We start from the raw sequence: 21,464 nt of genomic DNA, 5'->3' as shown, positions 1-21,464 counted from the left end.
AGCGACTCTTGTGTTGGTGTGGGGTAAAATCGAAACGAATAGGCTTTTTCCATGTCTCACATTTTAGCATATATTTCGTAAATGTGCTAATATTTAACAGTAAAGCCGTCGTAGAACGACGGGGTTTCAGACCCAAAATTTTCGATGACCCTAGATATTATCCCCGAAGGCGAAGAACGCAAAGTGGAAGCTGTCAGTAGTGCCGCCATTGATGGTGCGCCGATCGCCTATATTGTCGTCTTAGCCGCCATTGTCACTACCCTTTCTTTTATTCCCTTCTCCATTGTCCTCGCTTCCGGCGGTAGTATGCCCCTCAGTCAAGCGGTTTTTCCCCTCTTGGGTTGGTTACTCGGCCCGATCGCTGGGGCGATCGCTAGTGGCATTGGGTCCTTAATTGGGGCTTTCCTTGCCCCCTACACGGCAGGAATTCCCGCTATTTCGGTCTTTGGGGCAATTATAGCCAGTTTTGTGGCGGGAACGATGGTTTTAGGCAAAAAACGCCGTTATTGGTGGTTAGGATTAACGTTAATTTTTCTGATTCCCCTGTTTATCTACGCTAACCGGGCGATCGGACTGAACGGCATTTCGCCACGAATCTTTATTGCCGGGGCTTTCGTCGATTGGTCAGCTTTGGTATTATTTATCCTACCAACCCGGACTCTTTTTACCCATTGGATCAAAGGCAGCAATTTGGCCCTAGTAGCGGCGGGAATTTTTGGGGGTACCTGGACCGCCAGCGGCCTCTCCCATTTAGGGGCCGTCGCCATTACCTACTCGATTTTTAACTGGCCTGAAGAAGTCTGGATCGCTTTAATTCCGATCATTCCTGTAGAAAATCTGATTCGTTCCTTTGTCGGTATGGTGATCGGTTGTGGTGTGATTGCCGGTTTACGGGCGATCGGTCTGGTTAAATCAAGAGAGGCGATCTACTAAGGGACTTGCGCTTTGATAATGTACCATTTATGGCTTGTCTGATTCTTCTACAGAGCGACTGTCTGGCTGGGATATTATTCCTACGCAGGTCCCTAAATAGGAAGTTTTCCTTTTGGGGAGTGGGGGGTCGAGTGTCGGGACGGACGCAAGGGCAAGAATTGCCTGGTTGCCTCCAACCCCCCACCGAAAAAAAGAGAACTAGCGTTTTAGCCAACTCATCATCGCCCGCAGATCTTGACCGACTTCTTCGATCGAATGTTCTGCCTCTTGACGACGCATAGCGGTGAACCCCGGTTTACCTGCTTGATTTTCGAGGACAAACTCTCTGGCGAATTGTCCCGATTGAATTTCCCCGAGGATTTTCCGCATTTCGGCCTTAGTCGCTTCCGTCACCACCCGCGGACCGCGAGTGTAGTCACCGTACTCGGCTGTATTGGAAATACTATCGCGCATTTTGGCTAAACCGCCCTCGACGATCAGATCGACGATCAGTTTCACTTCGTGTAAACACTCAAAATAGGCTAATTCGGGCTGATAACCAGCTTCCACGAGGGTTTCAAAGCCAGCTTTAATTAAAGCACTTAAACCGCCGCATAATACTGCCTGTTCGCCAAAAAGGTCGGTTTCTGTCTCCTCGCGGAAAGTGGTTTCCAAAACCCCGGCCCGAGTGCCACCGATACCTTTAGCGTAGGCCATCGCCCGATCGCGTGCTTGGCCGGTAGCATCTTGATAGACGGCGAATAAACAGGGGACTCCTTGACCTTGTTCGTAGGTGCGACGGACGAGATGGCCCGGTCCCTTGGGTGCGACCATAACCACATCAACGTTAGCCGGGGGAACCACTTGACCGAAATGAATATTAAAACCGTGGGCAAAAGATAAAACCTTGCCTGCGCTTAAATTCGGGGCAATTTCGTTGAGATAAATCGTTTTCTGCACTTCATCCGGTAAGAGGATCATGATCCAGTCGGCAATTTTAGCGGCTTGGGCCACATCATAAACCGGAATACCGGCTTCTTTGGCTTTGATTGCCGATTTACTGCCGGGATATAGACCAACAATCACATTAACGCCACTATCCTTGAGATTTAATGCGTGGGCATGACCCTGGGAACCATAACCAATAATAGCGATCGTTTTTCCCGCTAATAAATCTAAATTGGCATCCTCATCATAGTACATTCGTGCCATCGAAATCGCTCCTTAACTTCTTTTGTCACTGTGCAAACTCCTAATTATAGGGGAAAATCACGCCCGTCAGAAGCATTTGATCGCCGGTTTCCTGGAGTCAAGAAAAAATAGTGCCTAGAAAAATTGCAATTTTCTCTAGATAATTGGGTATTCTAACTAGGCTTGGCTGGCTTGATCTAGTGGAGCAGAAAAAAAAGGGGGGGTCATGGCCAATTTTTAGCTTGGACTTGGTTCTTTCACCAAAATTGAGTACAATATCACCATCATTAAGCACTTCCTCTCCTCCTATCCAGTTAAGATTAACCTCGATCTGAACACAGATAATCGGGTTAGTATTTAGTGCCGAAATAGCTTCTCTCCTTCTCGATTTTTACCTTTTCTGGGTAATTTACCCAGTCAGGATCGTTTATAGACTGATTTACTGCCTTGATCGACCCTAGATAAAATCAAGTCAAAAAATTATTGGCTTTGTTAATCACTAATTCTCTTAGAGCTGCCCAGGAAAATCTATGGTAAGTTTTTTTAAAAAGCTATTGACAAAAAAACCTCAAGGTGTTGGGTTAGAGATCACCCCGGAGCGTATTAACATAGCTCAGATCGCCAAACAGGGACAAAATTATAAATTAGTTAAATGTTGTTCGTCGGATATCCCGGAAGGCATCTTTGAGGAGGGAAAAATCGTCGATTCCCCCGCTTTAGCGGAATTAATCCAAGAAGTCCTCAAGGAAAATAAAATTAACAGCAAACGAGTCGCTACTGCTGTGCCGATGCGCGAGTCAATTATCCGGATTATCCCCATTCCCTCGGAATTGGACGATCAGGAATTGCGAAATCTGGTCTTAAATCATGAGGCTAGTTTATACCTTCCCTATCCTCGCGAGGAAGTGGATCTCGACTACCAAAAACTAGGCTACTTTCAGGATGAAGACGGGATCGAAAAAGTACAAGTATTATTAGTTGCGACTCGTCGGGAGATTACCGATGCCTATATGGAAACCTTCCAACAGGCAGGATTACAGGTAGATGTGCTAGAAATTAATAGTTTTGCCCTAATTCGGACGATTCGCGAGCATTTGCGACAGTTTAGTTCCAATGAAGCCGCCGTTATTGTTGATATAGAATTTGATAACACGGAAATTGCCATCGTGGTGGACGGCGTTCCCCAATTTTCCCGCACTGTCCCCATCGGCACTTTCCAGCTACAAAATGCCCTCTCCAGGGCGATGAATTTGCCCACCTCCCGCAGTCCTGAGATTCTTTTGGGGATGACAATTCCGATTATTGCCTTTGATAGTCTGAGCACCAATACCGGCACTTCCGGGGCCTCTACTAACGCCGGGATGACGGCACTGATGCGCGTTTTAGGGGAATTAACCGATGAGTTACGGCGATCGATTAATTTCTATCTTAACCAAAGTGATGAACTGGAAATCGTCCAGTTACTTTTAGCCGGTCCCGGGGGCGGTTTAGCGCAACTAGACGAATATTTTACTCAACGTCTCAGCGTCCCCGCCATGGCAATCGATCCGATCGCATCACTGAACTTAGATACAACTCAAGAGATTCCTAATACCGAAAGACCTGGATTAGGAACAGTTCTCGGTTTAGGATTACGGGAGGTATAGACAAAAATTATGTATAGTCTTGACGTTAATTTTCTTAAGGATCGCCATCTTAACCAAACGGGCAAAGGAACCCCCGCGGCCAAGATTTCCACCGCTATTAACCTGCGTAAACAAACACCCCTGTGGATCGGTGTGGGAGTGGGGGCCGGATTATTGACACTGACGGGATTACTCGGTTTAATCCTCGGTGTGCAAACCAGCGAAACTCAGGCCAAAATTCAGCAACTGGACGCGGAATTAGGTCAACTGCAAGCCCAAAGCAAAAAGCTAGAAGACCTGAGAGCGCAATTAACGGCAGTAGAAGGAGAAAATCAATATCTGGTAACTGTATTCAATCAGATTAGGCCTTGGTCAGCCATTCTCGAAGAAATTCGCCAACAAACTCCCCCTAGTGTCCAGCTAACCAGTGTGCAGCAGGTGGAGGTTCCCGCTGCCCCAGATCAAGGGCAACCGAATCGGGCTACTCAGTTAAAAATCAGTGGTTTTGCCAGTAGTTACGAAGCAGTAAATGATTATCTCTTAACCCTGCAAGCTTCTCCTTTTTTACAGGGCAAGAAAACCGCGATCGAAAGTGCTGCCCTGGCCGATTTACCCGTACAGGTGGCCAATCAGTACAAAAATATTAATGTCACTTTCCCCCAAGCGGTTCAATTTGTGATCACCGCCCAATTAAGTGATACTCCCGCTACTCAACAACTGCTCAATCTGACCCGCAATGGAGCACTCGGAGTTGTCACTAGGATTAATACTCTCAAACGCCAAGGAGCCATTCAACCATGACCTTTACCGAAGAATTTGAAGATCGGGAATTAGAGGAATTTGACGAGTATCCTATCGCTTTCGGGATAACTTTTACTCCCCGCAATAGTGGCATCGCTGCCGCTGTGCTAGGTTTACTTGGCTCTTTCTATCTGCTTTTTAACTGGGTGATGCCCGCTTATGATACCTGGCAACAGTTGCAAAACGATGCAGCTGGCAAACAACAACAGATAGATCAACAAAAAAGCGGTCTCGGAGCCGCAGAATTCCAAAAAATCGAGAGTCAGTTGCAACAAAAAAAAGCTATTAAACAGCAAATACTCTCGCTTTTTGCGAAAGAAAAAGACTTAAGCACTATTCTCTTAGATATTAGTAATATCTTTAAGTCTCGCAATGTTAAGCTGATTAGTTTCCAACCCCAACGACTAGAACCGGTGGTGGTCTCCGATGGTTCCCTCGGTAGCGCGGTTAATAATAAGCTCAAACGTCAAACTCTTAACGTCAAGATCGAAGGGAACTATGCTAACACTCAAGAGGTTATTCGGGATTTAGAAAGATTACAGCCGCTCATTTTGCTAAACAGTCTCAATACCCAGATGGAAAAGGAAGGATCGGCGGTTAAAGTGGTTAGTACCGGCAACAATAAAGCCACTATCGTTCCCCAAGGCGATAAACCCGTTACTACCACCTTTCTTCTCGATGTGATTATTCCTCTCAATGCCGCCGAATTAGCGAAATTAGCACCGCCACCCCCCGCCGAAGGTCAACCCCCCGCCAACGGTCAACCCCCCGCTAGTCCGCCCCAATAATAGTCTTCAATCCGGTGTGAGTATTGCGTTTTTTGTCCGTTGAATCCCCCAATTGTTGAGGAGTGAATAAAGTGAATCCGTCCCGCTATGCCCTGTTTATCCCCCAAATTGCCTCGTTTTTATTGATGGCTCCCCTGAGCGCTTTGGCCGAAACCCCCATTTCCTTCGATGGTTCAGAGTTAAAATCCCATACATTAAAAGTTGAATTTTGGCAAGAGTTAAGTAAAGAAAATTTACAAAAGTCGCAAAATCAGCTTGTCCCTTCCAGCGCGGCCGTACAAAAGGAAATCAGCGATCGCATTTTAGCCAGTGAAAAACTGCTCGCCCAAAGTGCGCCCATGGTTCCCAACCCCGAAATTATCATTCAAGGCGCACCCCAAGCCCCCAGTGTTCCCACCCTACCCCGGGCCGTCGCCCCACCGGTGGGAGATATTGCCATCTCTAACATCGATGCTAGTGCCGAAAAGGTCAAATTCGATCGTAATATGACTGTACCTCGTGTTTTACTCCGGGAAGCTTCCGCTAGAGAAGTGTTAATGACCCTTGCTAACTATGCCGGTTATAACGTCGTTTTCACCAGCGCCCAGGGGGAAACTAACGCCACCTCTCAGACAGTTTCCTTGGAATTTACTAACGAATCGGTGGAAAACATTTTTAACGCCGTGTTGTTAATTTCCGGACTCCAGGCTAACCGTCAGGGTAAAACCATCTTTGTCGGGGCGCAATTACCCCAAGGGGCTCGTAATCTGATTAGCCGCACCCTGCGTCTCAATCAAGTTAAAGCTGTCGCCGCCGCCATTTTCCTCGCCACCCAAGGGGCGGAATACCAGCGTTTAGTTACCCAAACCGAGGATATCGTCGATCCCCTCACCGGACGAGTAACCGGTCGCCGGGATGTTGCTCCCACCCTAGAGCCACTGACCCCCCAAAACACAGAAGGATCAAAAGCTGCCCTACTTTTAACCGGTTTAAGAATTGCCGCCGATGATCGCCTTAATTCTATTAATTTAATCGGCGAACCCCGACAAGTCCAGATCGCCACATCCTTATTAACCCAACTGGATGCCCGTCGCCGTCAGGTGGTGGTTAATGTCAAAGTTATCGATGTCAACCTGCTCAATACAGACCGCTTTAACAGTAGTTTTTCCTTCGGTTTTAACGATGGTTTCTTCGTTCAAGATAACGGGGCAGCAGTGCTGAACTTTGGTAATATGAACCCACCCACTAGCTCGACTGTAGGCAGACCGGGGGCTTTTGCACAGCCTGTTGTGCCGATTTTTGATATCATATCGGGTACGGGGACAGCAGAAATTCAACCTTTTTTTGACATTCAGAATGGCGCTCCCTTTGGCCGTGTTAACCAGGGACCCAATGACTCTTCAGGGGGTCTAACACCCTACTCGCGCCCTAGTTTTGGTCGCACTGTTAACCCCTTCCAACCCGGTTTGAGTGATACTACTATTGACCCAGAGACGGGAATAATAGAGTATGAATACGAACCCCCGACCCTCTTCCAGTATCCCCAAAAATTCCTGATGACCCTGCAAGCCTCAATTCAGACAGGAAATGCCAAGATTCTCACCGATCCCTCCCTGGTGGTGCAGGAAGGTCAACAGGCCACCGTTAAGCTCACCGAGAAAGTGCTAGAAAGTGTGGAGACAAGTGTAGATCCTCTCAGTGGCGAACGCACCACTGTCCCTGTACTGGCCGATGCTGGATTAACTTTAGCGGTAAACGTCGATCAGGTGGATGATAACGGTTTTATTTCCCTGTCGGTTAGCCCTACCATCGCCTCTCCGGGGTCTCCAATTCAATTTAATAGCGGTGGTCTCACAATCAACACCCTTACCCCTCTGATTCGTCGGGAATTGACTTCTGGTTTAATTCGTCTCCGGGATGGACAGAGTTTAATTCTTTCCGGCATTATCCAAGAGCGCCAACAGAGTTCTGAGACAAAAGTGCCGATTTTAGGCGATATTCCCATTTTAGGGGCTTTATTCCGCAGTCGGACCAATCGCAACGAGCGATCGGAGGTGATTATTCTCCTCACTCCTAAAATTATCGAGGATACGGCTACCTCTACCCTCGGCATCAACTATCAACCGGGCCAAGATGCGGCGGAAATGCTTCAGCGTCAAGGTTTCCCCGTACAACCGCGACAGTAATCAGTTATATAGGGCTGGCTGAATAAATCTAAAAACCTTATCCAACCAGGTTTTTAGACCTTTTGGAAATCAAAAAGTACCGGATGTGGGAGTGATCAGGGGGCAAATTCAGGGACTTTTTCCCTGAAAATTGGGTAATTGACCCCCTCAAAATCAGTAAAACCCTACACCCTACACCCTACACCCTGCCCCCAGGAAAAACTTTTTGCCGCAAACCCTAATTATCCTCTTTTGGTTAGCCCGAATTCAGGGATCGATCAATGCCCGTTGCAAGCTTGAATGTACCCTTAACTTGATCTAGAGTGGAGCGATTCTGTACTTTTCTCCAGCCAGATAGTTATACCACTAAATAGTACAAAAGTCTAGAGATTCTGTTAAGTCCCTTGAATCGAGCGGCGTGGCAGCATCGAAGCTTACTGCTATAATTGCTTACGGACAAAGATAATAAACAAAATTTATGGGCGACTTTTTTGATAACGTGAGCCGTTACCCCCGCTATCTGATTAGCTTTAGTTTAGGGATTTTCTTCGCCTTTTTCGGCTGGTTAGCCCCTTTATTAAAAAATCCCCTCACAGCGATCGCACTTGTGGGCTTTCTAGGGGGAACTTTCGCCTTTCTTTATTTCACCCTCAAAGCCATGCTCGGATTAGCTTGATACAATGGTAAGGGTTTCGCTGTTTTTAGGGGACAAAAATTATGGCTAACGATCGTCGAGTATCTCGCGTCTCCTCGCTAATTAAGCGCGAGGTCAGCCAAATGTTATTAATGGAAATTAAAGATGATCGGGTCGGTGCCGGTATGGTTAGCGTTACCGATGTGGATCTCTCCCACGACCTGCAACACGCTAAAATTTTTGTGTCTATCTACGGCAACGAAGATGCAAAGGCCGAAACTATGGCCGGTTTAAAAGCTTCCGCGGGATTCGTCCGGCGTGAACTCGGTCAACGCATCCGTCTCAGACGTACCCCCGAAGTGGTCTTCCTAGAAGATTCTTCCCTCGAACGCGGCGATCGAATGTTACACCTTCTTGATCATATTAAAAGCGATCGACCCCCAGAAGATGACGATTCCGAAGAAGAATAGAACTATTAGCCGTCTTTTTTCTCCCTGTCTCCTGTCTCGGAGTCTCCTGACTTGAAAGAGGGTGTAGGGTGTGGGGTTTGGGGTGATGGGGAAGTGGGGTGTGGGGTGATGGGGAAGTGGGGGAATTATGAATTATGAATTATGAATTATGAATTGGGGTATGGGGAGAACAAATAAAAATAATCTCCTGTCTCCTGTCTCCTGATAACTGATAACTGATAACTGATAACTGATAACTGATAACTGATAACTGAATAGTGAGCGATCGCATTTTATCCCTAAAAGAACGTATTGGTCAGATGATAGTAGTCCGCGCTTCCGGCTATCTCTTTGACCAACAAATCCGCTATCCTGCTTGGGAACCTGTCAACGCCACCCTGAAACATTGGTTAGAAACCCTCCACCTCGGTGGGGTGATTCTATTAGGAGGCAGCGCCGCCGAAATCGCTTTCCGTAGCCAACAATTGCAAAGTTGGTCCAGCGATAATCCTCTCCTCATCGCCGCCGATATCGAGGAGGGAGTCGGCCAAAGGTTTTCCGGCGCCACTTGGTTTCCCCCCCCGATGGCTTTAGGAAAAATAGCCGAAAAAAGCTTGACAAAAGCCACAGAATATGCTAGGGAAATGGGAGCAATTACCGCTAAGGAAGCCCTAGCGATCGGGATTAACTGGATTTTAGCCCCAATTGTCGATGTGAACAATAATCCCGACAATCCCGTTATCAATATTCGTTCCTTCGCTGAAACTCCCGAAATCGTCGCTAATCTAGCTCAAGCTTTTATTTTAGGGGCCGATTCCTATCCAGTTTTGACCACGGCCAAACATTTTCCGGGCCACGGTGACACCAGCAATGACTCCCATCTCGATCTTCCCATCATCAACCACGATGATCATCGCCTAGAAGCGATCGAATTGCCGCCCTTTCAAGCAGCGATCGAGTCCGGGGTTGATAGTATTATGTCAGGCCATCTGTTAATTCCCGCTTGGGATGCCGAATTTCCCGCCACTCTTTCCTCGAAAATTCTCGGGGAAAAACTGCGCCAAAATCTCGGTTTTCAGGGTTTAATCGTCACCGATGCCCTGATTATGGGGGGAGTAACCAAAATTGCCAGCGCTGCCGCCCTAGCAGTGAGGGCGGTACAGGCGGGGGCCGATATACTGTTAATGCCTCCCGATCCGATCGAAGCGATCGAAGCGGTGTATAGTGCCGTGCAAGCGGGTACAATTAGCGAAGCGAGAATTAATGATTCTTGGCAACGTATTCAACGAGCAAAAGAGAAATTGGGGCAAAGACAGCCATCCTTAGAATCCTTAAGCAGTTTAGCGGCACCGCAAGCTCTAGAGATTGTCAGCGATATTTTAAAAGATTCCCAAACAGTTAGCGCTAATTTACCGATTCAAGCCACTCAAGGCCGCAATTTAATCATTATCGATGATTTACTCAACTGTGACTTTCTCGATCGCTCTTGTCCGGCGGTGACAATTCCCCGACAATGGGGTTATCAAACCCAAATAATCGACCGTAGCACCTTTAATCAGTCCCTCGTCTCCCCAGAAACGACTCTCCTACAAGTATTTATCCGTGGTAATCCTTTTCGGGGTAGTGCCGGATTAGGGGAGGAAACGAAAGCTATCTATCAAGCTTTGCTGAAAACCGGACAGATTCAAGCATTGATTGTTTATGGTAGTCCCTACGTTTTCCAGTGGTTTCGTCAACAAAGCGGAGAAATTCCCTATCTTTTCAGCTACGGACAACAACCAAGCGCCCAAAAAATCGCCCTAGAAACTATTTTTGAGGGGCCCACTAGCGGCGAAAATCAGACCGATACTTTCGTTTAAGGGCAAAAATTGCCTAGTAACCATTGGGCAATGCGATCGGAGGCCCCGGCTGAACCCATTCTCTGACGACCATTAAAGGCGATTTCTTGCCACTGTGGGGGATTTTGTAATAAATATTCTAACTTGTCTGCTACTGACTCGGCACTATCGCCTAAGAGAATTGAACAGCCTAATAAACGCTGTTGCAGTTTGGCAAAATGGCCAGTAAACTGTGGTCCAGATCCCGCAATCGTGATCGCCGGTTTACCCAAACCGACGAACTGTTCCGTGGCAGTTCCCGCCATGGCGATGGCCAGATGGCAGCGGCCTAAATATTCGGCGTAATCCGTTTGAGAAATAGTTATAAATACTTCTTGACAAATAAACTTATTTGTGCTATATTCTCGCCAACCCTGGGAAATTAAAGCAGCCGTAAAAGATTCTAGGGGGAGAGAAGGAGCGATCGCCGCCAAAAATTCCAGCTTGTAATCGGGAAAACGTCCGATAATGGCGGCCACAGCTGCGAGAATTTGCTGCCAATTGTGGAGAGATTCGGGAAAGCGCGAACCGGGTAGCAGCAGAATATTTAGGCAATCTTGGGGAAAATCGCCCGTTATCGAGGGTAAAAGGTCATCCATCATCGGATTACCCCCATCGACAACGGGAATTGACCACTGTTGTAAAATTTTGCTAGTTAAACTATCCCGGGGAAAAACCCCCCGACAGCGAGGATGAGCCATTAACCAGCGTTCCCAAGGATAATAATAGGAACCCCAGAGGCGATCGATCATCGAGCTACTATCTAACCATCCCTGCTCATCCCGGAGATAGTATTCCGATTTAGCCGTTCCCACAAAAGTATAATCCCTCTCGCTCAACCAAGCAAGGGCAAGGGGCAAGATATCTCCCACCGCGACAATTTTTCCCCCTTCTTGGCCCCAATTTCTGACCAGACGGTATTGACGAGAGGTTAATCCTAATAATCCCTCCCGTAGATCTCGCCATAATTGTTTCGCATCCCTGGTGATAAAACCCCCAGAGGGCATTTTTTGACCTCGATCGAGAAGAGAAATCCCCAGACGAGTATAAGCATAACCGTTACCCACTAGGGGTAAAGCAGTAATACCAGGACAGTGGGGAGATGATTGCAGTCTTTTAATAATCCGGATCGCGATCTCGTCTTCACCGTGGCCATTACTCAAAAATAATAATTTCACTTTTTTTCTTAACTTCTGGCTTAAAGTCCTAAACTTCGGTTGTTTTATTCCCCTCGACCCTAGACAATGCTGATGGTTAGGGAACAATCAATTTTATAAAAGCAGTTAACCAACTCCCATTTAGTCTAATCTACCAGAAGGTTTCGCCGATCGCTTATCTCTGCCCTGATAGCGACCATTTGACCAAAGGTTAAGACTAAGAGATAAGAGATGAGTTTAACTGCTTCTATTTTTCTCGATCAAAAGACCAAATTTGGCCCCCCAGAGCCAAGAAGGTCAGAAACCTGCTCTGATCGCTATATTAGAATCAAGTGATTAATTGGCATCCTAACGGGAAAAAATGATTATCGACTTACCCGATCGAGAAGCTACTGTCAATTTAGGGGAAAAACTGGGGCAAACCCTGGCCCCCGGCAGTGTAATTTTATTAAAAGGCGATTTGGGAGCGGGAAAAACCACCTTAGTACAGGGAATTGGCCTAGGATTGGGTATTCAAGAGCCTATAGCTAGTCCTACCTTCACCCTCGTTAACGAATATAACGAAGGCCGCCTTCCTTTGTATCATTTGGATTTGTACCGTTTGCAGGGTCAAGATATCGAGGCCCTGTACCTAGAAAATTATTGGCAGGGAATCGAGGTGGATTTAGGGATAGTAGCGATCGAATGGTCAGAACGTTTAACTTTTTTGCCAGAAAATTATCTAGAGATTACTTTACTCGATCGAGGCGAGCAAGGACGACGAGCGCTGCTCAATTTTGTCGGTGGGGACGAAAAAAATAGCGACCCCACAGGAATCGCTATCAGCACTTGACTTTTGAAGCAATCAAACTTTAGCGGTAACTTTCCACTTATTCTCTAACTCGTCTTTCTTCTAAAGTTTCTTCAAAGAAACTATTGTAGAGGAAACCCGCCGCCACGGCCCCAACAATGGGAGCAATCCAGAATAACCATAATTGACCAACGAGAGCCATATTACCGCATAAAAGAGCAACACCAGTACTACGAGCGGGGTTAACGGAGGTATTGGTCACGGGAATACTAATTAAGTGAATTAAGGTCAATCCTAAACCAATAGCGATGGGAGCAAAACCGGCCGGAGCGCGTCGATCGGTAGAGCCTAAAATGATGATTAAGAACATGAAGGTCAAGACCACTTCCGTGACCAAAGCGGCGAATAAACTGTAACCACCGGGAGAATGTTCTCCGTAACCATTGGTGGCCAGAGGGTTACTGCCTCCCAGAGCGAAACTGGGTTGACCACTAGCAATAATGGAGATAATTACTGCCGCTAAAATCGCCCCTAAAACTTGAGCGATGATGTAGGGAAGTAGTTCCGAGCCGGGGAAGCGTTTACCTGCCCAGAGACCGAAGGAAACGGCGGGATTAAAATGTCCCCCCGAAATATGCCCTAAAGCGTAGGCAAGAGTGAGGACGGTTAAACCGAAGGCGAGGGAGACACCCACAAAAGAAATCCCCAGATGGATATTAAAATCAGCACCATCTACGACACTCTTGGCTTTACCCACAAATACTGCCGCTAAAACGGCACTACCGCAACCGCCGAGAACGAGCCAAAAGGTCCCGATGAACTCTGCTAGATACTTTTTCATCTCTATATCAAGGTTGAATGATTTTGCTTTTAGGTTATCTCCCATCAGACCGGATTAAACTGTTATAAGATATTAAAAAATAGTTATTTTTTACCTTCAATTTGCCGTTCTCATGGGGAAACTATCAGCTTTTTAGGGATATAATAGTAAAAAAATCGGGAATTTCTGATAATTTCACACTTTCTTTAGATTTACTTCTATCTTGATGTCTGATGGATTTTGGCAGTGTCTGACCCTTTCCGCCGAGTGCTAATTATGAGATGATCGATGCAGGAAGAAAAAGCGATATTTAATATCAACAATACTTTTTATCGACCGGAGAGTAAAATCGTCCGAGATTTAGGAGTTTTAGGGGCGGCAATTGCCCAAAAAGAGCGGGGCAGTTTGATAGAGCCACACACTCTAACCTAGATAGGTTATACTAAGATTGTACGCACATCGCAGTTATCTCGTTACAGCGTTAAGTATTGCCCATGATTTCCCCACCAGTTAATTCTCTTCCTGAAAATTTACCTTTAAATGACAGCAATTGGTCGTGGGAAGAATTTGAAGCCTTTTGCCACGATCTAATTTCTAAATTCAGAACAACCAAGACGGCAAATCGCTATGGAAGCAAAGGCGATTTTCAACGAGGTATTGATATTATTGCGGAGCAGACGGATGGTACTTGTTGGGTTTTTCAGTGTAAAAGATATAAAAATTTTCGCCCAGATCATGTAAGAACAGCTATTGAAAAGGCTACCTACAAGGCAGATAGATACATATTGTTATTAAGCTGTGAGGCTAGTTATAAGGTTATAGACGAAATCAAAAAACATCCTAATTGGGAATGCTGGGATCTACGGGATATTTCTATCAAAGTTAGAGAATTAAACCCAGATATTTCCCGCAATTTGGTGACAACCCATTTTGGACAAGATTGGCGCAATCGCTTTTTAGGTTTATCAGGACTAGAAACCTTTGTTTCGTCAGAAACATTTTTTCAAACCTTATTAGATACCAAGCGTTTATTTCATCATTGTTGGACATTTGTTGGTAGGAAATCAATCCTCGAAAAATTACATCGATTTATAGATTCTGATGATCAAAAAATCGCTATTTTTACAGGTATTGGCGGAAGTGGCAAGTCAAAACTGCTTTATCACTTTGCGAAAGAATTCGAGCAACATCACCGCGATTGGGAGCTACGATTTGTGATGAACGAATCAATCACAGTGGAGAGCCTTGATGAATTACTAACCCAGCCTAATTACGCTATTATTATCGATGACGCTCATCGAGAAAAAAATTTATCTAATTTGTTTAATTATATTAAGCAGCGATCTAAAAATCAGAAATTCAAATTGATTTTTTCATCTCGACCTCAAGGATTAGATTTTCTACAATCAAGCTTAACAGATTCTGATTTTGACCAAAACGACATTACAAAGCTAGGTAATCTAGAGCCTTTAAATTATGACGAAATTAAAGAATTAGCCCAACAATCCTTAGGAAAAAAATACGAAGATTCCGCACCACTATTAGCCCAAATAACTCAGGATTGTCCTTTAATAACAGTTATTGCTGGTCAATTAGTCGCTCAAGATAAAATTCATCCAAGGTTACTAGAACAAAATGATAAATTTCGTGAGTCTGTTCTGAATAAATTTCAGCAAGAGAGCCTGGGAAAAATAAGCGATCGCATCCCTTCAGATAAATGTCAACAGATATTACAGTTGATTTCTGCTATGGCTCCTATTCCACAAGAAAATAGTGAGTTTTATCAAATAGCCTCTCAATATCTTAAGATCGAACAATTTCAACTAAAGCAGTATATTGGTATTTTGTTGGAAAATACGGGGATTCTGGTACGAACACGAAACAAAATACGAATTACACCAGATATCTTATCAGATCATATTCTAGTTACGGCTTGTTGGCAGACCTTTCCTACGAATTATATACAAGAAATTTTTAAATTATTGACATCACCTTCTATTTTTGAATTATTTTATAACTTTTTAGATAACGTTTCTGAATTAGATTGGCGTATTCGTCAAGTTAAAAAATCGCAAACCGGGTTACTCGATGAAGTTTGGAATACTATCGAAGAACAATACCAAAAATGGTCTAATCGAGATCGATGTTATTTTCTAGGCAATTTAAACCAGGTTGCTTACTATCAACCTAAACAAGTTCTTAAGTTGATTAAAATTGCGCTCAGTAATAAAGGAGATGCTCAGGAAGTTAATAGTTTGCGTCTGAAAACAATTCCGCGCCTTCTTGGGATGGTGGGTCGTACAATTGACTATCTGCCTGATTGTTGCAATCTACTTTGGGAAATTGGTAAACAAGATAATCGAGCTTTGAATCTATATCCCGATCATGCTCTGCTAATTTTGCAAGACTTTGCGAAATATGAAAAAAGCAATGGACTAGAAACACAACAAATTATTGTTGATGCGGTATCTCGATGGTTGACCAGAATCGATAATGATAATTACTATTTTTTAGCCTTAAATATTCTGGATGAAATTTTTAAAAAAGAGTTTGAATATCGATATACAGAGAACCTAACAATTCAGATTCAAATCCATCTTCTCAATCCTGAATTTGCGCCCACGATTCGTAGCCAAGCACTAAAATTAATCGAAAAATGTTTAGAATTAGATACAAAAATAATTATCAGAGCCTTACAAAGTTTGGAAAATGCTCTTAGAGAACCTCAAACTCGTAGCGGCGATAGAAACGAAGAACTTTGCGAAAAATGGGTATCCGAGCAGTTAACTATTTTAGAAATTATCGAGAAATTAGTTAAGACTAACCATGACCCGATTATACATTTAAAAGTGGTCAATATACTAGATTGGCACATACATCAGGGCTATTCACAAAAAGTCAGAGAAAAAGCTTTACATATTACCCAATGTATTCCCGATACAGATGATCTGCGATTGGTGGGTTTCATGATTGACCATGAATCTTTAGATTGGTTAATAAATAATAAAGGTCAATTTGATTTATTCAATCGTGATTGGTATAGCCAAATATGTGAGAGAGTAAAAGCGATAGCAGAAGAATATTGCCAAGAAATATTTTTACAAAAATACAAATCGTCTCAAGCTATTGTACAAAAAATTAATCAGAAATGCTTGGAGGTAGAGGCGGCCAGTCAATGCAAAGATCGTTATTATTTGAAATATCCTTTTTTAGATTGTTTAGTTCCAAAAATTGAAAGACAAACACTGGTTGAAATCTGTGAAGCAATCTTAGAAAATCCTAGTTCTCCAATAGCGAATTACTTTGGTTTTTTCTGTAGCCACCTTAGACGGAATGATTTAGATACTGCCATTCATCTAATTCAACTAGCTATCGATAATGGTTCGGTTCCGATTCTTTTATCGATTGCTACAAGCTACTATTTCTGGCCTGAGAGTTTACGAGACGAAGATGTTTCTATACTATCAAGTCTATTATCTAGTGATAACCTTACTATCAAAGGTGATACTATCAATTCTATCGGTAGAATAGCCAGTCAAAAACCAGATTTAATGAAACCACTTATTTTAAATGTTGATATTGAAAATAATCTCGAACTAGCTAAACGCTTATATGGTAAAATCGGAACTACTCACGGTCTTCCCTCAGATTATTTGTCTAATAATGAAGTGGAATTACTATTGAAGAAGCTTGTAACAATTCCAGAAATCAGTGATTATGAAATTGAAAGTTTTTTAGCTATGGCGTTTAAACATAATCCTCTCGCCGTGATTCAGTTTCTTCTCGATCGTATTCGCTATAAAAACATTAATACTCTCCATAACTATACCCCGATCCCCTATCAAGATGCTTATAAATTTTTTGTATCCCTCCCAGAGCCAGAAATTTATTCTCATATACTTCGACAAGTAAGGGATAAAATATTTGATGGAGAATGCGAGCGTTATTTTATACCAATTTTATTTCACGCTCTCTCAATGGTTAAAAACGGTGAGTCTAGCAAATCATCTTATTATAAAGATGATAATTTGACATTTTCTTCAACGAGCTTAGAAATTCTGAATGAGTGGATTAATTCAGAAGATGCGGAAAAAATTCGAGGAGCCAGCTGTTTGCTTTTAAAAGCTCCCCGTTCATTAATTCTCGAACAAGTAGATTTTATATCCAATCTAGCTTCTAAAGCCTATGAAATTAGTCGGGATTGCTTTCTATCCGTACTACAAAACTTACGCGGAGTATCCTGGACTGGTGTGATATCGGCAACTCCGCAACAACCGATTCCCGAACTAATTCAGTTCAAAGATGACTGTTTAAAAATTGCCGAGACATTTCCTCCACTTTCCGCTAGTCGTAGGCGTTACGAGCAACTAGCTAAAGTTTTCCAGAAAACAAACGATGCTTTTTCCAATCCTGATATCGATGAATGAGTGAACAACACACCGCAGTAATAATACTAAATCTTGTTTAAAGGGGATAGGAAAGTGGAGAACACTGGAGCAGGGAGTGGGGAGCGGGTTTTTAAAGTTCGATTAGGAGTTAATCATGCTATTAAAAGCGGATTTGCTATTAATCGTGAAAAGAAAAAAAGAAGCGATCGAGTGCTAATTATGAGATGAGCGATGCAGGAAGAAAAAGCGATATTTAATATCAACAATACTTTTTATCGACCGGAGAGTAAAATCGTCCGAGATTTAGGAGTTTTAGGGGCGGCAATTGCCCAAAAAGAGCGGGGAAGTTTGCGCGTTTTAGAAGTAATGAGCGGCTCTGGTGTGCGAGCGCTCAGGTATTGGTTAGAAAGTGGTGCGGATTGGCTGTGGGTTAATGATGGTAATCCAGAAATTCAGCCAACTTTAGCGGCTAATTTAGAGAGTTTATTACAACAGAAACAAGGGAAAATAACCTATAAATCTGCTCAAGAAGTTCTCCTAGAATGTTATCTTAAAAAAGACCATTACGATCTAGTTGATATTGATGCTTTTGGTTCTCCTGCATCTCTGTTTAGTGCTATTCCTTTAGCCACTAAAATCGGGGGTTTAATTTATCTAACTAATACCGATGGACGGACGCTGACGGGTCATAATCTAGAAAATAGTTTAGCTGATTATGGAGCATCTGCTCGCAATCATCCAGCTGCCCACGAACAGGGATTAAGATTAATTATCGCCGGTTTGCAATTAGAATCGGCCCGGTTAGGTTTAGGAATTACGCCGATTTTTTCCTTCTTTTTTGGTCAAAGTTATCGGGTGATGGTGCGGTTAACAGCTAATAGACAATTAAATAGTCATAACTACGGTTTTCTCGGTTATTGTCATAGCTGCGGGGAATATCAATCAGTGCCTTGGCCTAAGTTAGGCAAAATAGTTTGTTCTGGGGACGGGCAACCTTTAACCGTAACTGGACCCTTGTGGTTAGGCAGTTTACATGATCGCCTTTATCTAGAAAAAATGGCAGATTTAGCCGATCAATGGCAGTGGAAAAAGGTAGTTAAATTGTTAGAAATAATGAGGGAAGAAAACGATTTTCCTCCCTATTTTTATAGCTTTCGGGAAATTGGTAGAAGGGGCAAATTAGCTCTACCAAAAAAGGAAGATTTAATTGCATCTCTCGTGCAACAAGGTTATCGAGCGGCCGCCACCCATATTAACCCGCAAGCACTGAAAACTAACGCTTCTTTAGCCCAATGTATCGCACTGCTCAAGGACTAATTAATTAAGGTTTGCTGAATAAATATAAAAACCTTGTTGGATAATATCTTTAGGCTTGTTTAAAATCAAAAAGTGCCAGATATTGCAGTGATCAGGGGGGAAAATTCGTAAGGATTCAGGTAGGGGGACTTGACAAAAAGCCAAAAAAGGGTATGGTAGTGTCAAGATGAAACAGAAAGCAGCTCAAGACGAGAAAGCCCAACTCAACCAGTTGTCAAAAGAAGAACTGGTACAATTGGTCATCGAGGGAAGAAAGAAACTCAAAGAGTTGGAAGAGCGCATTGTAGAATTAACCATAAGTCTCAACCTAGATAGCAAAAACTCCTCAAAACCACCATCAACAGAGCTGCTCAAAAAATCAGAAAAGCCCAAACCCACAAGCCAATCAGAAGAATCTCAACAGAAGCGAAAGCCAGGAGGACAACCAGGACATCCAGGAAACACCCGTAAAGGATTTAATCGAGTAGATAGGGTATCAATACTGAGTCCAAGTCAGTGTCAGCATTGCGGAAGTGCCATCAACCAGACCGCAGTAATCAAAACCGAAAAGCAGCAAGTAGCACAATTAGTAGCTCGCCCCATTGAAATCGTAGAATATCATCGTCAGCATTGCCAATGCGCCCATTGTGGTCAAGTAAGTGCCGCCCCGTGGGACTCCGAAATGATACCAGGACAAGATTTAGGAATTAAGTTACAAGGTCTGTTGGGATGGCTAGGAACTTATGCCCATCTACCCTACGAAAAACCACAAGAATTGCTCTGGGAATTAGGGGAGATTGAGGTGGGAGTGGGAACGCTTGTTACCACCAATCAACGAGTCCAGAGGGGAATCGTCCCCTCAGTAACACAACTAGAGACTTGGATTCAAGAAACACAGCCCGATATTCCTGTCGATGAAACACCTTGGATAGTCAAAGGGGTCAAAGAATGGTTATGGGTCTTTGGCAATCAGGAGTTTTGCTGGTTTCGTGCTGCCGATACCCGAAGTCGAGCCGAATTAGAGGCGCAATTGGGAAAAACTTATGGTGGTACTCTCAATAGCGATGATTTAAGTGTCTATAACGGTTATGATGTCACGGCACAACAAAAATGCCTCGCTCACTTGCGTCGTCACTTTCAGAAACTGGAACTACAACCAGGACTGTACAACCGAGACATTGCTCAAATCTTTATTCACCTCATTGATGAAGCTTTTTGTCATCATCGCATCTGGCGCGAGACTAAAGAGCAAGACCAATATCGAAACTGGGCAACCGACTTTCAGAACCGCATTGACCAACAAATCACAAAGTGGAAAGTCAAAGCAGGTCAGAGAGCGGGGCAACTGTTACATTCTTTAGAAGACAAGCGACAACAGTGGTGGTATTTTCTGGAGCATCCTCACATTCCTCCCGATAATAATTTAGCGGAAAGATATTTGCGTTTGGCAGTCACGAAACGGAAGATTAGTGGCGGTTCTCGGAGCATGGAGCGCTTTGAGCAGACGGCTAAGTTACTGAGCGTGGTTCAAACTTGCCGCCGTCAAGGGCGTTCGGTCATTGCGTTCTTTGGTCAGGCGTTGAAGGCGACTTTGGGATTGGATGCTGCTCCTTCTCTGATTCCTTCTTCCTGTACCTGAATCCTTACGTCGAGGAAATTAAATTCAACCCCTCGGACAAAATTGAGATTCAAGTAAACCCGCATTAAAATTCACAAAAGAGAGGTCAATTTTTTAGGCAATTAAGGAATACTTTAACTGGGAAAGTTGGCTGATGTATTGTTCGATCATTTTTGGTGATATTGGCTCGTTTAAGGTCGGGTTAGCGAGGTCAAAGATGATGTCATTAATGATAGCTTCGTAATCTGTTTCATAGGCGATATCTTCTCTGCATTCGATGGCATCGGCCCAGTTTTCTAGGTCGGTGGCAGATAGAGCGTTATTGAGATAGCGATCAAGAATATCGATCAGATGCTCTTTTTTTAGGGTGATAATTGCTTCGCTACTGTCCCAAGGAAAGGTTTTTAGGATAGGGAGGATAGTTGATAGGGGTTGGTCAAAGTTGACTAGGGCGTTGAGGTATTCTTGTCTAGTTTTCATGGGTATTTTTGTTTGATCTGAACAATATAGTAATTATAATCTTTTGGTAACTGTCCATTTTGAACGCCGATTAAAGGGTAAACTATGAAAATAGACTATGATCGAGCCGCTAATGCCGCTTATATTCGTCGTTTTGAGGGAAAGGTTATTGATTCTGAGGAAGTAGCGCCGGGGATTGTCTATGATTACAATGAGACGGATAGGGTTGTGGGGATTGAGATTTTAGGAGTCAAACAGAGAACGGCCGAACAATTCAAAAATATTGATTTTCCGTTGGAAGAGAGTGAAAAACAAGAGATTAGACAATGGTTCGGAAAGTTAATACTAAATTGTTAAGTGATGTGAGAAATTCAGGTTCTTCGTTACTTAGTATGGTTCGAGCGGGGGGCATAAATCGACTAAATCCTTATCTGGCAATAGATTTAATTGATTAGTTCGCTCTAGCTCGAAAATAATTGACAAAAATCGCCAAATGTCTTTCTCTATAAGAGTTT

18 protein-coding genes and 1 pseudogene are annotated in these 21,464 nt (G+C 43.7%); 14 read left to right on the top strand and 5 right to left on the bottom strand.

Annotation, left to right across the window (positions count from 1 at the left end):
* A partial coding sequence (locus tag O9295_RS27375; protein WP_353845532.1) for a helix-turn-helix domain-containing protein occupies positions 1-53 on the bottom strand: 53 nt, incomplete at its 3' end.
* 91 nt (positions 54-144) lie between these two features.
* Between O9295_RS27375 and O9295_RS11605 the strand changes: the two genes are divergently transcribed.
* Complete coding sequence (locus O9295_RS11605; protein WP_125731853.1) at positions 145-933, top strand: ECF transporter S component; 789 nt, start codon at positions 145-147, stop codon at positions 931-933.
* Between the two features lie 198 nt (positions 934-1,131).
* Here the strand turns inward: O9295_RS11605 and ilvC are convergent, their stop codons facing one another.
* Positions 1,132-2,124 carry a ketol-acid reductoisomerase gene (gene ilvC / locus O9295_RS11600; RefSeq protein WP_288033034.1) on the bottom strand — a complete coding sequence of 331 codons (993 nt, stop codon included), beginning with the start codon at positions 2,122-2,124 and terminating at the stop codon, positions 1,132-1,134.
* A gap of 509 nt (positions 2,125-2,633) precedes the next feature.
* On the opposite strand from ilvC, the gene pilM reads away from it, so the two are divergent.
* The 7 genes from pilM to O9295_RS11565 all read left to right on the top strand — a co-directional run bounded on the left by pilM (position 2,634) and on the right by O9295_RS11565 (position 10,403).
* The gene (gene pilM / locus O9295_RS11595) at positions 2,634-3,749 is read left to right on the top strand and encodes a type IV pilus assembly protein PilM (RefSeq protein ID WP_288033033.1); all 1,116 of its coding nucleotides are present in this window, start codon (positions 2,634-2,636) and stop codon (positions 3,747-3,749) included.
* Positions 3,750-3,758: 9 nt separating this feature from the next.
* Positions 3,759-4,529, top strand: a complete 771-nt coding sequence (locus O9295_RS11590; protein ID WP_288033032.1) for a PilN domain-containing protein — start codon at positions 3,759-3,761, stop codon at positions 4,527-4,529.
* Positions 4,526-5,317, top strand: a complete 792-nt coding sequence (locus O9295_RS11585; RefSeq protein ID WP_288033031.1) for a pilus assembly protein — start codon at positions 4,526-4,528, stop codon at positions 5,315-5,317. The genes O9295_RS11590 and O9295_RS11585 overlap by 4 nt, the downstream gene beginning before the upstream one ends.
* 71 nt (positions 5,318-5,388) lie before the next feature.
* A complete protein-coding gene (locus O9295_RS11580) occupies positions 5,389-7,482 on the top strand; it encodes a secretin GspD/PilQ domain-containing protein (protein ID WP_288033030.1) in 2,094 nt (697 codons plus the stop codon).
* 457 nt (positions 7,483-7,939) lie between these two features.
* Positions 7,940-8,137 (top strand): DUF751 family protein, encoded by a 198-nt coding sequence (locus O9295_RS11575; RefSeq protein WP_002737592.1) that lies wholly within the window; start codon positions 7,940-7,942, stop codon positions 8,135-8,137.
* Between the two features lie 41 nt (positions 8,138-8,178).
* The gene (gene rbfA, locus O9295_RS11570) at positions 8,179-8,565 is read left to right on the top strand and encodes a 30S ribosome-binding factor RbfA (RefSeq protein ID WP_288033029.1); all 387 of its coding nucleotides are present in this window, start codon (positions 8,179-8,181) and stop codon (positions 8,563-8,565) included.
* 257 nt (positions 8,566-8,822) lie between these two features.
* A complete protein-coding gene (locus O9295_RS11565; protein ID WP_288033028.1) occupies positions 8,823-10,403 on the top strand; it encodes a glycoside hydrolase family 3 N-terminal domain-containing protein in 1,581 nt (526 codons plus the stop codon).
* Here O9295_RS11565 and O9295_RS11560 read toward each other — a convergent pair.
* The gene (locus O9295_RS11560; RefSeq protein ID WP_288033027.1) at positions 10,400-11,599 is read right to left on the bottom strand and encodes a lipid-A-disaccharide synthase-related protein; all 1,200 of its coding nucleotides are present in this window, start codon (positions 11,597-11,599) and stop codon (positions 10,400-10,402) included. The genes O9295_RS11565 and O9295_RS11560 overlap by 4 nt on opposite strands.
* 340 nt (positions 11,600-11,939) lie before the next feature.
* Between O9295_RS11560 and tsaE the strand changes: the two genes are divergently transcribed.
* A complete protein-coding gene (gene tsaE, locus O9295_RS11555) occupies positions 11,940-12,410 on the top strand; it encodes a tRNA (adenosine(37)-N6)-threonylcarbamoyltransferase complex ATPase subunit type 1 TsaE (protein ID WP_002785184.1) in 471 nt (156 codons plus the stop codon).
* Between the two features lie 37 nt (positions 12,411-12,447).
* Here the strand turns inward: tsaE and aqpZ are convergent, their stop codons facing one another.
* On the bottom strand, positions 12,448-13,209 hold the full coding sequence (aqpZ, locus tag O9295_RS11550; RefSeq protein ID WP_288033026.1) for an aquaporin Z: 762 nt from the start codon (positions 13,207-13,209) through the stop codon (positions 12,448-12,450).
* 267 nt (positions 13,210-13,476) lie between these two features.
* Here aqpZ and O9295_RS11545 point away from each other — a divergent pair.
* The 4 genes and pseudogenes from O9295_RS11545 to tnpC form a co-directional block, all read left to right on the top strand.
* Positions 13,477-13,596: pseudogene (locus O9295_RS11545) on the top strand (tRNA (guanine-N1)-methyltransferase); the annotation flags it as partial.
* Positions 13,597-13,682: 86 nt separating this feature from the next.
* Positions 13,683-17,615 (top strand): restriction endonuclease, encoded by a 3,933-nt coding sequence (locus tag O9295_RS11540; protein ID WP_288033024.1) that lies wholly within the window; start codon positions 13,683-13,685, stop codon positions 17,613-17,615.
* A gap of 192 nt (positions 17,616-17,807) precedes the next feature.
* Positions 17,808-18,893: a class I SAM-dependent methyltransferase gene (locus O9295_RS11535; protein ID WP_288033023.1), complete on the top strand. Its 1,086-nt coding sequence runs from the start codon at positions 17,808-17,810 to the stop codon at positions 18,891-18,893.
* A 166-nt stretch (positions 18,894-19,059) separates the two neighbouring features.
* Complete coding sequence (tnpC, locus tag O9295_RS11530; RefSeq protein ID WP_288033022.1) at positions 19,060-20,511, top strand: IS66 family transposase; 1,452 nt, start codon at positions 19,060-19,062, stop codon at positions 20,509-20,511.
* Positions 20,512-20,604: 93 nt separating this feature from the next.
* Here the strand turns inward: tnpC and O9295_RS11525 are convergent, their stop codons facing one another.
* Positions 20,605-20,970: a hypothetical protein gene (locus O9295_RS11525; protein ID WP_288033021.1), complete on the bottom strand. Its 366-nt coding sequence runs from the start codon at positions 20,968-20,970 to the stop codon at positions 20,605-20,607.
* Positions 20,971-21,054: 84 nt separating this feature from the next.
* On the opposite strand from O9295_RS11525, the gene O9295_RS11520 reads away from it, so the two are divergent.
* Positions 21,055-21,306, top strand: coding sequence for a DUF2283 domain-containing protein (locus tag O9295_RS11520; RefSeq protein ID WP_288033020.1), 252 nt, complete (start codon positions 21,055-21,057; stop codon positions 21,304-21,306).
* Positions 21,307-21,464 lie beyond the last annotated feature (158 nt).

The organism is Microcystis sp. LE18-22.4A (genome assembly GCF_027531105.1).
Taxonomy (GTDB): Bacteria; Cyanobacteriota; Cyanobacteriia; order Cyanobacteriales; family Microcystaceae; genus Microcystis; species Microcystis aeruginosa.
The sequence above is the reverse complement of the archived record's forward strand: the minus strand, read 5'-3'. Positions and strand labels throughout refer to the sequence as shown.